This window comes from uncultured Tenacibaculum sp. (assembly GCF_947504135.1).
Classification (GTDB): Bacteria; Bacteroidota; Bacteroidia; order Flavobacteriales; family Flavobacteriaceae; genus Polaribacter.
Map to the genome: position 1 here is coordinate 198,496 of NZ_CANNGG010000004.1, position 13,213 is coordinate 211,708.

A 13,213-nucleotide genomic window follows, 5' to 3' on the forward strand; every position below is an offset into this window, starting at 1 on the left:
TAATAAAAATAGTTTATAAAATTAAGTTAGAGTTAATTTAAAGTTAAATACAGGTCTTTGGATTATATAATATATTCTTAATTAGTTTTTTAGTTTTGTTTATTGCTTTTTTTTAACAAAAAACTTACATTATTCATTTTAAAATAATTTTTTTTCTTTTTTTTAAAAAAACTTTTTTTAGTGGAAAGTTATATATAAATTGGATTTACAAAAACTACTTTTAGAAACAAAAGCAATTGATATTTTAGGTTTGAAAGAAAACATTAACGACATTCACTTCAAGTTAGATAACCACATACATATTGTTAATATATCTCCTAGTGGAGAGTATTTTATTTATCTGGCTGTTGATTCTAACAAGGCTAATTTAACCCTTACTAGGACTATGCTAAGAAAATACAAACAAGAATTAAATGAAGTCTTATAAAACTATTGATATTCAAAAAACAACAAATGATATTGAATTCCAGGATTTTATATTTTTTTTTCAAAATGAATACAAAACTAAAGTTCTGCTAGATAATTCAACAATCGATGAAAAAGAAACAGCTAAATCTATTAATAATACAAATAATTTAAAAGAAGCTGTTTACGATTTCTTTTTCCAACCTAGGTTTGAAAACATTCTTGACTTAGTAAAGTTTAAAAACAAACAAAAACCACAAGGTGATTAATACTCACAAAAAAAGACTAGATTAAAAAAATCTAGTCTTTTTTTCACCCTCTTTTAAAAAAGTTTTCTGTTAAAGATATCACAAAAAGATAAAACAAAATTAATTCACTAAAATAAAGACTTATTTTTGTGTCCCTATAAAATCTAGTCTTTTTTTTTACCCTCTTTTAATAAAGTTTTCTGATAAAGATATCACAAAAAAAGATAAAACAAAATTAATTAACTAAAATAAAGACTTACTTTTGTGACTCTATTTAAAATAGGTGTGTCTAAATCAGTGCATAGGAAACAAAATTTAGTATTAACTACACGTTAATGCTTACAGTTGAACATAATGGAGGAAATAAACTTACAAATGTTAGTCGAAGAATCGGAGGCTAACAAAGGACTTGTATTCGATTCTGAAGGTCATATTATAGATTCTTACAATGTTACTAACGAACATAATGTAGCAGCAATGTTAGCTGTTATGGTTACAATGTCTCATGAATTTTTCGAAGACGTTTTAGAATCTGATAAGCTTAATCAGCTAGTATTAAACTCAAATAATGAACTAGTGGTAATAAATAAATATAGCAACAAACATATTGTTTGTTTAATGGCTGATGACATATCTAAGGTAGCTATAATGAAACTAACCTTAAAAAAACTAGCTCTATAATTTTATATAGAAATATATTAATACAATTAATTATATATCAAAATGAAGGAAATTTTAAATGATTTTATCGAAAACTTAAGAACTAATGTTCCAGGGTTTATTGCAGTGTCTGTTACAGATGTAGGTTCAGGGGAAGCTTACGAATCTTTTACAGTAGATCCTAATTTCGATCCTACTCTTGCTTCTGCATACAACTTAGGGGTAGTAAAAGCTAAATTAAAAGCAATTGAAGCTTTAAAATTAAACGAAGAAATACAGGATATTACAATTACATTATCTAGTCAAGTACACGTTATAAACATTGCGCCAAGTGGTACTTACTTTATTTATTTAGCTGTAGATTCTAAAGAAGCTAACTTAGGTATTACTAAAGCTTTATTAAACAAATATAAAGTAGATTTAAATAACGCGTTATAAAAATATACTTGTGAAAAATACAGATCATTTACCTATAAAAAAAGGCTTAAAGAAAGACTTAAATAACAAGTTAAGAACCTTTAGAGAGTATAGGTTTTCTGAAGGAATAATAGAGGCTCAAGAAAAAAAGAGCAAAGATTTCTTTGGCTTTTTATTTAAAGAATACGATAGTATGAATGATTTAGTAAAAGATATATTTTAAAAGTGCTTAGGTAAGCACTTTTTTTATTTAATACTAGTTTTGTTTTTTTAGTGTTTTTTTTTAAAAAAAACATGCTAAATTGTAACTAATATTTTTATATCAGTAAAGACTTATTTAACAAAAAGTAAAATAGCTCATGAAAAAATACGATGTAATTATCTTAACAGATAAGAGGTATGTAAATCCGATTGAAATTAACGCATACACTAAAAACGTACTTGATGAAGATAATTATGTGAAAATAGCTCTTGAAAACCAAGGTTTAAAAGCAACTCGTCTCTCATGGGATGACACTACTTTTGATTGGTCTACAACAAAATATGTTTTATTTAGAACCACTTGGGACTATTTTGATCGATTTTCTGAATTTTCTGAATGGTTAAACAATGTGAGTCAGCAAACTATTCTATTAAATTCAGAAAAAATTATTCGTTGGAATATTGACAAGCATTACTTACAAGATTTACAACAAAACGGAGTGCATATTTGTGAATCATATTTTATAGAACAAAGCACTACTAAAACCCTTAAAGAACTTTCAATTCAGTTTGGTTTAAAAGAGTTTGTTTTAAAACCGTGTATTTCAGGAGCAGCAAGACATACCTATAAAATCAATTCAGAAAACATAAACAAGTATGAAGAGACTTTTTCTTCGTTAATTACAGAAGAAGCTATGATTATTCAGCCTTTTCAGTATAACATAGTTGAAAAAGGAGAAATTTCGTTAATGGTTATGAATGGTAAGTTTACACATGCTGTTTTAAAAATAGCAAAATCAGGAGACTTTAGAGTACAAGACGATTTTGGAGGCTCGGTTCACACCTACGCACCTACTAAAGAAGAAATCACGTTTGCTGAAAATGCCGTTAAAGCTTGTATAGAAACTCCTATTTATGCACGAGTTGATGTTTATACTGATAATAATGGTAAATTAGCTATCGCTGAATTAGAGCTAATTGAACCAGAACTTTGGTTTAGAAATCACCCTGCAGCAGCAGACGAATTAGCCAAAGGAATAAAACAATTAATGAGTAAAAATGAAGAAGTTATTTAAAATATTAGGAGTATTATTACTTGTTGGAGCTATTCTATTAGCCGTTTTTTACTTTAAAAACAACGAAAGCCTTCCTACAGGCAAACAAGGACCTGAAGCAGATGCTTTAGCTACTAAAATGCTTGAAGCATTGAATTATGAAGCTTATAAAGATACTCGTTTTATTGAGTGGAGTTTTAGAGGAAAGCATTTTTATAAATGGGACAAACAAAAAAATATTGTTGAAGTATCGTGGGATACCAATAAAGTAATCTTGCATACAAAAAGCCCCGAAAAAAGTGTTGTTTTAGTAAACGAAAAAGAAGTTAAAGACAACAAAATACTTCAAAAAGCAATAGACTACTTTAACAATGATAGTTTTTGGTTAGTAGCTCCTTATAAAGTATTTGAAAACGGAATTGAGCGAAGAATTGTACAATATGAAGGTAAAGACGCTTTATTGATTACTTATACCACGGGAGGATCAACTCCGGGAGATTCTTATTTATGGATTTTAGACGAAAACGGCAGACCTACCAGTTACAAAATGTGGGTTTCTATAATCCCAACAGGCGGAATGGAAGCCACATGGAGTGATTGGGTCACAACTGAATCTGGAGCAATATTACCAACAAAACATGAAATGGCTGTAGGAGTATTAGATATGGGAGATGTTAAAGGGTACAATTAACCTAGTGAAAAATTATTATAATAAAAAAGAGCAGCTACATAGCTGCTCTTTTAGTTTTTATATAACTCAAAAATATTATTTACCGAAAGTATAAGTTATACCAAAATTAATTCCAAAAGAAGAATAAGGAACTTTTTGAGATAATTGCTTAGAAGTATCTGTGTTTCCTAAAGGTAACTCATCAACATACTCTATATTATCATGAAATAATGCAGCTGCAGAATTTCCTCCTGCTGTTAAAATATCTCTTACCTGATCGATATTTAATGTTGCTCCATTTTCTCTAATAGAAGCTGAAAACTCAGACATTTTAGAAGTATCTCTAGTAACACTAATTCCCATATACTCAAATTCACCAAAAATAGCTACATTTTTAGATAAATCATGCTTATAACCAATTGCTGCAATAGCACCTAAAGGAAAACGTCCTTTAAAATCATGAACAAAATCAACATCTAAAGTTGTTTCTACTGGCACACCTGGTAATGTTCCTGCAGGTAATTTAATTCCATGCATTTTTCCAACAGCTTCAGTTTTACCTCCTATTTTTGTTAAAAAACCTACTCTACCATAGATGTTATTAGTAAACTTATAAATTAAAGAAGCAGATGCACCGTAAGCTCTACCTCTTGAGTAAATATCAATTTCAGGTTGACCTGCTAGATTTACTTTGTTTATAGTTTGATCTGCTCCATGTAAGTATCCAACACCAACTTCAACACCAAAAGTGTCGTTAAAAAAATACCCTCCTCTTAATTGAGTATGTAGTCCTTCACCATAACTACCGTAAGTGTTCTCTACTCCAGATGCAGTAGTTTCAGTACCAAAACGTACACCAGCACTAGATATTGAATAACCTCCACTAGCAGAAACATAAAATTGAGCACTTGCACTCATTGTTGCTAAAATCATAGCAAGCATTAAAATACTTTTTTTCATAATAAATTATTTGTTAACTTTAAATTGATAATTAAGTAAACAAACCTAATGAAAATATAGGATTAACAAAACTTTATAACTGTTAAATTATTAGTATTATTGTAGTAAAAAGCATTTAAAAAAACACTTCTTTTTTGAATAAAAACATTTTAAATACTGAGGTTCAGGATTATATTAACCATAACCTAACATCCAATATAGAGCAATTAATTTTTAAGGGAAGTCCCTTTAAAGATGTTTCTATACAAGAATTAGCCAATCAAATTATAGCAAAACAAAAATCAGAGAAAAAATTACCCACCTGGTTTCAAACAAAAAATATTTATTACCCCTCAAAAATTAATATTGAACAAACTTCTTCTGAAATAACAGCTGAGTACAAGTCTAAATTAATTAACGGAGAGTCAATAATAGATATTACTGGAGGCTTTGGTGTTGATTGTTATGCTTTTTCAAAACATTTTAAAAATGTTGTGCATTGTGAAATTAACAGTGATTTATCTGAAATTGTTGCTCATAATTACAAACAATTAGGTGTTTCAAATGTAGAAACAATAGCTGGTGACGGATTAGAACACTTAAAAAATACACCTCAAAAATTTGATTGTATTTATATAGATCCATCTCGTAGAAATGACATAAAAGGAAAAGTCTTTTTGTTAAAAGATTGTTTACCAAATGTACCTGAAAATTTAGATTTCTTATTTGATAAATCAGATACTATTTTAATTAAGAACTCTCCTATTCTAGATATAACTTCAACAATAAATGAATTAAAATTTGTTAAAGAAATTCACGTTATAGCTGTTAATAACGAGGTGAAAGAACTACTTTTTTTACTAAAAAAAGAGTTTAAAGATTTGGTTAAAATAAAAACGGTTAACTTTCTGAAAAACAAAATTCAAGAATTTAATTTTAATTCAGATAATGAAGTTAATTTTGGTTATTGTTTACCTCAGAAGTACTTATATGAACCTAATGCAGCTATTATGAAATCTGGAGGTTTTAATCAGGTTGCAAGTCAGTTAAAAGTACACAAGATTCATCAGCATTCTCATTTGTATACTTCTAAAAAATTAATCAAAAGTTTTCCTGGAAGGGTTTTTGAAATTATTTCTGTTTTTCCATACAATAAAAAGAAACTAAAAAAGGAAATAAAGGTAGATAAAGCCAATATTACGACACGTAATTTCCCTAAAAATGTAGCACAAATAAGAAAAGAAACTAAATTAAAAGATGGAGGGGATACATTTCTTTTTTTCTCAACAAATTTAAACAATGATTTAGTCGTTATTAATTGTATAAAAACCAATATTCTATAGTGTTACAAAAAAATAAAATTGTAAAACTGATAAAACTTTCTTATATTTAAGAAATGTTTTGTTTATTAGGGGATTCAAAGCATGTTAAAAGTCTTGATATTTAAATCAAGGCTTTTTTCTTTACCTTCCTTTTGTCTAAATTTGTTTTTATGACAAAACAATCAAGCGCATATCATTCTGTTAAGTTATCTAAATACTCATCTATTAAACTAGAGGATAACCTAGTTATTGAAGCACCTTTACAAATTAATATAAATAATGAACCTTATACCGTTGTTATGCGTACTCCTGGAAGTGATGAAGCCTTGATAAAAGGCTTATTATTTGCAGAAGATATTTGTAAGAAAAATGAAGACTTCAAACTAAGTGTTGTAAAAACAGAAGAAGATTTTTCTACCATAATGAATGTAACTATTGCGAAAGAAAAATTAGGAAAGGGCTATTTAAACAAACGTACTCTTTTATCTATTTCTTCTTGTGGTATTTGCGGAAAAAAAGAATTAAAAGATTTAAAAGTATCAGGAAATTCTCTGGAAAATGAAGATTCTGAAAATATTAAATCTTTTATTTATGTTGTAGATGATATGTTTTTAAAAATGAAAGAATTACAAAAAGTATTTGAAACAACTGGAGGAAGTCATGCCTGCGCAATTTTCAATAAAAAAAATGTACTTTTAACCATACAAGAAGATATTGGTCGCCACAATGCAGTTGATAAATGTGTAGGTGATTTGATAAGTAATTCGAAACTTAAAGAAGCTAAATACATGTTGGTAAGCGGTAGGGTTTCTTACGAAATCGTATCGAAAGCTTTTTTAGCAAAAATCCCATTCATAATTGCTGTTTCTGCTTGTTCATCGTTAGCAGTAGATTTTGCTAAGGAATTCGGAATCTGTCTCATTGGTTTTAGCAGAGATGATAAAATGACTATTTATGCCAACCCACATTTTTTATCCTAGCTTTAGGGATCAAGAATAACTTTTTTATCAATATCTAACGATAAAAAAAAGATTTGTATTTTAGTGCACCAAAAACATTAACTAATCAACCCACATACTTATGCCTTTTATAGAAGAAGAAAAGTTTAAGTTAATACAAGAAGACTTAGATAGTTCAAAATTAGAAAGAGAAAATGCTGAAAATAAATTAGCTAGCACTCAAGAAGAATTTTCAGCATTTAAAAGAAGCTCAAGAGGATTATCAATCTTTTTAGGGCTTTTATTAGGAGTAGCTTCAGGAGCAGCATATTACTTTTATGCTTATGGTGGTAGCAGCGCTATCAACAACATAGATGTTGAAGCGGTAAAAAAACAAGAAGCATATAGAGTACTCGATAGTATTAGTAGAGCTGAAGCAAGAGCTTCTAGAAATAACAATGACATTGATGAAGCCTCTAATGGAGTTGATGCATCTAGTATAGATATTGAAAAAGCTACAAACGAAGTAGCAGAAGGAACTAGAGATGAAACTATATACTCTGTTCAAATTGGTGTATTGTCTGACAAGCAATACCCTTTATTGTCTTCAAAGGTCATCCCTTCAATAGTTGCTAATGCCGAAGGTTACTTTAAGTACTCTTTAGGGTTATTCTTAACATTAGATGAAGCAAGAGAATTGAAAAAAGAACTGATTAAATTAGGGTTTGAAGATGCTTTTATAGCTTCATATATAAACGGAGAACGTCAACAAATACATAACTAAATAAACTAAAATGTTAAACATTTTTTTTAAAAGAGCACTCATAGTAGTTTTACTAATGAGTGTTCATTTTTTTTACGCTCAAACGAGCAGTATTCCAGAACAAAAAACACAAGTAGGTTTCGGACAAATAGACTTCCTGTCAATTAAAATGCCTGAAGGAGAACAAAATATGGACTACACAGGACTCCATTACAACCTAAAACTGAATAATTGGAGCTATGCAGGAGTTGGTTTATATGGAGCTGTTGGAGGTATTCGTGGCGGTTTCTTTACTTTGGGAATTAATGCCGGAATTCAAAAAAAAATAACTAATAAACTTTTTATAGATGCTGGTCTTCACTTTGGTGGCGGAGGTGGCGCATCTGCCCCTGATGGTGGAGGTGCATTCATTTTACCTCACCTTAATTTGGGGTATGACTTTAAACACTTTTCAGCAACAGCAGGATATAGTTATGTAGACTTTTTTGATGGAGGAACAATTAATAGTAGCCAAATTAATGTTGCTGTACAAGTACCTTTATCATTTAAAACAGCAAGATTTGAAGATAGAGAAAATACTTTTTCTGTTGAAAATCTAAAAAATTCTTCATGGAATACTTTAAGTAATCGAATTTCATTATTGGTTCACTTAAATAATGCCAAAGTAACCAAAGGTTCTTATGAAGGAAACACAATACGTTTAGCCGGTTTTGAGCTAAATTCTTATATCACAGATAACTTTTTCTTTTTCGTAAAAGCTGATGGTGCATACCATGGAATTAAAGCAGGTTATATGGATATTTTCTTAGGTAGTGGATATCATTTGTCAATGAATAAAAATCGTACGAATATTTTAACTAAATTTGGGGTAGGCGCCGGAGGCGGTGGCGGAGTGGATACCAAAGGAGGTTTTTTAATTTATCCTGATATTTCTTTAGAGCAAAAATTATTTGATAATGTTTACGCCTCAATTAATAAGGGATATATGATGAGTCCTAACTCACACTTCGTTTCATCTACTTTCGGTTTAGGGCTAAAATATTATGTAGACAGAGATGGTATTTTACCTGAGGAAAGAAAATTTACAGAAGGTAAGTTTAAAGGTTTTGAAACTATTATTAAGCAAGACTTATACATAGATGCAGCAAGAGATGGCGGATTTAATCAAAACATGCATCAAATTTCATTACAGCTAAATTTCTTCTTAAATAAGTATTTGTACGCAGCAGGTCAAACCTCATTTGCTGATTTTGGTGATGCAGGAGCTTATGCTGAAGGAGTTGTAGGATTAGGAGCTCAAACCAATGAGTTTTTTAAGGGTAAAACCTCTCTTTTCGCGCAAGTATTAGGTGGTGCAGCCGGTGGTGGTGGCATTAGTACAGGACAAGGATTAATAATTAAACCTAGTATTGGAGTTAATCAAAAACTTACCAATAAGTTAAATTTAAGATTAGGAGCAGGTTATGTAAAAGCAAGAGGAGGAAGCTTAAGTAGCACTCAATTAAATTTAGGAATTTCGTATCGTTTTTCCTTTTTAAGTGTTAAGTAATTTAAAAATTTAACCTTTCGTTAAACTTTGATAAATTATCTTCGCTTTCCAAAACAAAAAGAATTAATATCTTTACTTTTTTCAAAAATTAGTAAGTCACAATTTATATATGCATATGATTAAAAAGAGAATAATATCTCCACTGCAAAAGTTTATTAAAACAGAAAGTGCTAGTGGTATTTTGCTATTAGCAGCTACTTTATTAGCCCTTATTTGGGCAAACTCTCCTTTTAAAGACAGTTATCAAGCTCTTTGGGAATACAAAATAGGGTTCAAGTCTGAGCATTTTGAATTATACAAACCGCTTATACTTTGGATAAATGATGGCTTAATGGCAGTATTCTTCTTTTTAATTGGATTAGAAATTAAAAGAGAATTTTTAATAGGTGAATTAAACACTACAAAGAAACTAGCATTCCCACTTTTTGGAGCTGTAGGTGGAATGTTGTTTCCTGTTTTGTTTTTTGTTATTTTAAATGAAGATCCAGAAACAGCTCATGGTTGGGGTGTTCCTATGGCTACAGATATTGCTTTTTCGTTAGCTGTTTTAAATACTTTAGGTAGCAGGGTTCCTCTGAGTTTAAAAGTATTTTTAACTGCATTTGCAATTGTTGATGATATAGGTGCTGTATTAGTAATTGCTCTTTTTTATAGCAGTAGTATTGATGTTACCTTAATTTCTATTTCGATAGGGTTGTTAGCTTTCCTTTATTTTATTGCTTATAGAGGTTTTTATTCTCATTATATAACCTTTATGTTTGGTACAGTTATTTGGGTATTATTCCTTAAAGCAGGAATACATCCAACTGTTGCGGGAATTTTAATGGCTTTTGCAGTTCCTATTAGACAAAAGGTAGACACACCTAAATTCATAGATAACTTATCGCAAATAATAAAAAACATTAAAAGTGCTAAGGATACCTCTATGCCAATACTTTCTAAGGAACAAATTTCTGAAATAGATAATTTAGATCATTGGATAGAAGATTATCAATCACCTCTTCAGCTTTTAGAGCACAAATTGCACGACATTGTTGCCTATGTAATTATTCCAATTTTTGCTTTAGCTAATGCCGGAGTTTTAATATTTGATAGCAATGCGCATTTAGATTCAGCATTAATAATACATATAGCTTTATGCTTAATTTTAGGAAACAGTATTGGTATTACTACAATTATTACCATAGTTAAAAAGCTTAAAATAATAGAGATTCCTAAAGATATTAATATGCAACATATTGTAGGTGTATCGTTTTTAGCAGGAATCGGGTTTACCATGGCAATTTTTATTGCTAGTTTGGCCTTTGCAAAAAGCCCAGAGTTTTTAGGATCAGCTAAAATCGGTGTTTTACTAGGGTCTCTTGTTTCAGCTATAATTGGATATCTGATATTAAGGTATAATAAAACTGATAACACTATGAATGATGAAGAGTTAAGTACTAGCTCCAGCTAGCACTTAATTCTAACTAATATTACTCCATATGCCACTTGTTTTGCGTAGTTTTTCATACGTTTTTAGCAAGTTGGCATTTTCTTTTTTAGATAAACTAGGATCTTCTTGAAGTAAATTTATGGCAGCTTTACGTGCTACATGTAATATTGGACTATCCTTAACAACATCCGCTATTTTAAGGTTTAACACTCCACTTTGTTGTGTTCCCATAATATTTCCGGGACCACGAAGTTTTAAATCCACTTCGGCTATTTTAAAACCGTCTGTAGTTTCTACCATAGTTTGTAATCGAGTTTTTCCATCAGAAGATAATTTATAACTCGATAATAAGATACAGTAGCTTTGCTCAGCTCCACGCCCTACTCTACCTCGCAATTGATGCAATTGACTTAACCCAAAACGTTCAGCACTTTCTATAACCATTACAGAGGCATTAGGCACATTTACTCCCACTTCAATAACTGTAGTAGCTACCATAATTTGAGTATCTCCTTTGGCAAATCGTTCCATTTCATAATCTTTATCAGCTGGTTTCATTTGACCATGAACAATACTTATTTGGTATTTTGGAGAAGGAAATTCTCGAGAAATACTCTCATAACCATCCATTAAGTCTTTGTAATCCATCGCTTCAGATTCTTGGATTAAAGGATATACCACATAAGCTTGTCTCCCTTTAGCTATTTCATCTTTCAAAAACTTAAAAACTCCTAAACGATTACTATCATAACGATGTACCGTTTTTATTTCTTTACGACCAGGAGGCAGTTCATCAATCACAGAAATGTCTAAATCACCATATACCGACATTGCTAATGTTCTTGGTATAGGTGTTGCTGTCATCACTAAAATATGTGGAGGAACAATAGCCCCTCCAACCTCCCCTAAGGGGAGGCTTTTTAAAGTTTCTTTTATATTTTCTAGAACATTATCGGTGTTTCCAATAACTTCTTCATTGGTAAATCTAATTACCCTATATCCAAAATCAGTTAAAATTTCAGTACGTAAATTGTCGGCTTCTTGTTGCTCAGGGTTTTCATGATATTTCCCATCTACTTCAACGATAAGTTTTTTCTCTAAACAAACAAAATCAACTATAAATTCATCTATTATATGTTGTCTCCTAAACTTATATCCTAGTTGTTTTGTTTTTAAACTTTCCCATAAAGCTCGCTCAGCAGGTGTTGTTTGCTTTTTACGTTGCTCTTGTAGTTCTTTTAAAAGTTTATATGTTGAAGGACGAGCTGTCATATACTTCTTACGAACTTCTTCTCCCTTCCCTTTGGGAAGGGCTGGGGTTGGGCTCTTCTCCCATAACTTTCTTCGTTGTGCTACTCCAAAACGATGTTGCTCATCAATAATAGCAATCCCTAGATTTTTAAATTGTACTTTATCTTCTAAAATAGCATGAGTTCCTATCAAGATATGTAGCGAACCATCTTCCAAACTTTCATGAATTTCTCTACGCTTTTTTGTTTTGGTAGACCCTGTTAATAATTCAACTCTAATATTGGTTTTCTCTAATAATTCTATAATCCCATTATAGTGCTGTGTTGCAAGTATCTCAGTCGGTGCCATAATTGTGGCTTGGTAGCCATTATCAATGGCTAACAACATAGTTAATAACGCTACAATCGTTTTTCCAGAACCAACATCACCTTGTAATAATCGATTCATGTGCGCTCCAGAACCAACATCTTTACGAATCTCTTTTAATACTCGTTTTTGAGCTCCTGTTAAGTCAAAAGGCAAATGATTATTATAAAAATTGGTAAACTCCTCTCCTACCTGTTCAAAAACGAATCCTTTTAGTTTTGATTTTCGTATGAGTTTTTTCTGTAGTAATTGTAACTGAATAAAGAATAATTCTTCAAACTTCAATCGATATTGCGCTTTGGCTAATAATTCTTGATTCTTAGGAAAGTGAATATTTAATAACGATTCTTTTTTACCTAAGAACTGATGTTCTTCAATAAAATAAGCCGGAAAAGTTTCTTCTATTTCATTATACGCTTGTTGAAACAAGTTTTGAATCATCGTACGCATAACCTTGTTACTTATTCCTTTCGTGCTTAATTTTTCAGTAGAAGGATATACCGGTTGCATAGCCATTTGTAGCTTGCTTTTGTATTCTTTTACTGTCTCCATTTCTGGGTGTGGCATATTAGGAATACCATTATACCAGTTTAATTTCCCATAAATAACATATGGAGTATTTACTTTTAAACTATCTTTAATCCACTTTACACCTTTAAACCAAACCAATTCCATAGTACCTGTAGCATCTGAAAAAGTAGCCACTAACCTACTTCCTCTTTTTTGCTTTACGGTTTTTACGCCCGTAATCTTACCTACTATTTGTACTTCAGCAGAGTTTTGCTGCAACTGATTAATCGTATAAAACTGTGTTTTATCAATATATCTAAACGGAAAAAGATGTAATAAATCATTACAAGTCTTAATACCTAACTCGGTAAATAGTAACTCTGCTCTGGCAACACTAATTCCTTTTATATATGTTACGGGGTGGTTTAAATTCATTAAGAACGAAAATACAAAAAGCCATTAAAATCAACTATCTTTGCACTCTTAA

General features: G+C 30.5%; 14 protein-coding genes. 12 read left to right on the plus strand and 2 right to left on the minus strand.

Annotated features, from left to right (window positions below):
• Positions 1-199 precede the first annotated feature (199 nt).
• The 7 genes from Q0663_RS09890 (at position 200) to Q0663_RS09920 (ending at position 3,677) form a co-directional block, all read left to right on the plus strand.
• Positions 200-427, plus strand: coding sequence for a hypothetical protein (locus Q0663_RS09890; protein WP_299010263.1), 228 nt, complete (start codon positions 200-202; stop codon positions 425-427).
• Positions 414-674 (plus strand): hypothetical protein, encoded by a 261-nt coding sequence (locus Q0663_RS09895; RefSeq protein ID WP_299010265.1) that lies wholly within the window; start codon positions 414-416, stop codon positions 672-674. Before Q0663_RS09890 ends, Q0663_RS09895 begins: the two co-directional genes overlap by 14 nt.
• 333 nt (positions 675-1,007) lie before the next feature.
• On the plus strand, positions 1,008-1,334 hold the full coding sequence (locus Q0663_RS09900) for a hypothetical protein (protein ID WP_299010269.1): 327 nt from the start codon (positions 1,008-1,010) through the stop codon (positions 1,332-1,334).
• A gap of 42 nt (positions 1,335-1,376) precedes the next feature.
• Positions 1,377-1,751: a hypothetical protein gene (locus tag Q0663_RS09905; RefSeq protein WP_299010271.1), complete on the plus strand. Its 375-nt coding sequence runs from the start codon at positions 1,377-1,379 to the stop codon at positions 1,749-1,751.
• 10 nt (positions 1,752-1,761) lie between these two features.
• Positions 1,762-1,953 (plus strand): hypothetical protein, encoded by a 192-nt coding sequence (locus Q0663_RS09910; protein ID WP_299010274.1) that lies wholly within the window; start codon positions 1,762-1,764, stop codon positions 1,951-1,953.
• 136 nt (positions 1,954-2,089) lie between these two features.
• Entirely contained in the window at positions 2,090-3,007 is a 918-nt protein-coding gene (locus Q0663_RS09915) for a hypothetical protein (RefSeq protein ID WP_299010277.1), read from the plus strand.
• Entirely contained in the window at positions 2,991-3,677 is a 687-nt protein-coding gene (locus Q0663_RS09920; protein ID WP_299010280.1) for a hypothetical protein, read from the plus strand. Before Q0663_RS09915 ends, Q0663_RS09920 begins: the two co-directional genes overlap by 17 nt.
• 75 nt (positions 3,678-3,752) lie before the next feature.
• Here the strand turns inward: Q0663_RS09920 and Q0663_RS09925 are convergent, their stop codons facing one another.
• Positions 3,753-4,616 (minus strand): outer membrane beta-barrel protein, encoded by an 864-nt coding sequence (locus Q0663_RS09925; RefSeq protein ID WP_299010286.1) that lies wholly within the window; start codon positions 4,614-4,616, stop codon positions 3,753-3,755.
• 134 nt (positions 4,617-4,750) lie between these two features.
• Between Q0663_RS09925 and Q0663_RS09930 the strand changes: the two genes are divergently transcribed.
• The 5 genes from Q0663_RS09930 to nhaA all read left to right on the plus strand — a co-directional run bounded on the left by Q0663_RS09930 (position 4,751) and on the right by nhaA (position 10,620).
• Positions 4,751-5,938: a class I SAM-dependent methyltransferase gene (locus tag Q0663_RS09930; RefSeq protein WP_299010288.1), complete on the plus strand. Its 1,188-nt coding sequence runs from the start codon at positions 4,751-4,753 to the stop codon at positions 5,936-5,938.
• 149 nt (positions 5,939-6,087) lie between these two features.
• Positions 6,088-6,897, plus strand: a complete 810-nt coding sequence (gene fdhD, locus Q0663_RS09935) for a formate dehydrogenase accessory sulfurtransferase FdhD (protein WP_299010290.1) — start codon at positions 6,088-6,090, stop codon at positions 6,895-6,897.
• Between the two features lie 100 nt (positions 6,898-6,997).
• The gene (locus Q0663_RS09940; RefSeq protein WP_299010292.1) at positions 6,998-7,639 is read left to right on the plus strand and encodes a hypothetical protein; all 642 of its coding nucleotides are present in this window, start codon (positions 6,998-7,000) and stop codon (positions 7,637-7,639) included.
• 55 nt (positions 7,640-7,694) lie between these two features.
• Entirely contained in the window at positions 7,695-9,167 is a 1,473-nt protein-coding gene (locus tag Q0663_RS09945) for a hypothetical protein (protein ID WP_299010294.1), read from the plus strand.
• Positions 9,168-9,282: 115 nt separating this feature from the next.
• Positions 9,283-10,620: a Na+/H+ antiporter NhaA gene (nhaA, locus tag Q0663_RS09950; RefSeq protein WP_299010296.1), complete on the plus strand. Its 1,338-nt coding sequence runs from the start codon at positions 9,283-9,285 to the stop codon at positions 10,618-10,620.
• Positions 10,621-10,629: 9 nt separating this feature from the next.
• Here the strand turns inward: nhaA and Q0663_RS09955 are convergent, their stop codons facing one another.
• Complete coding sequence (locus Q0663_RS09955) at positions 10,630-13,161, minus strand: DUF559 domain-containing protein (protein WP_299010298.1); 2,532 nt, start codon at positions 13,159-13,161, stop codon at positions 10,630-10,632.
• Positions 13,162-13,213: the final 52 nt, after the last annotated feature.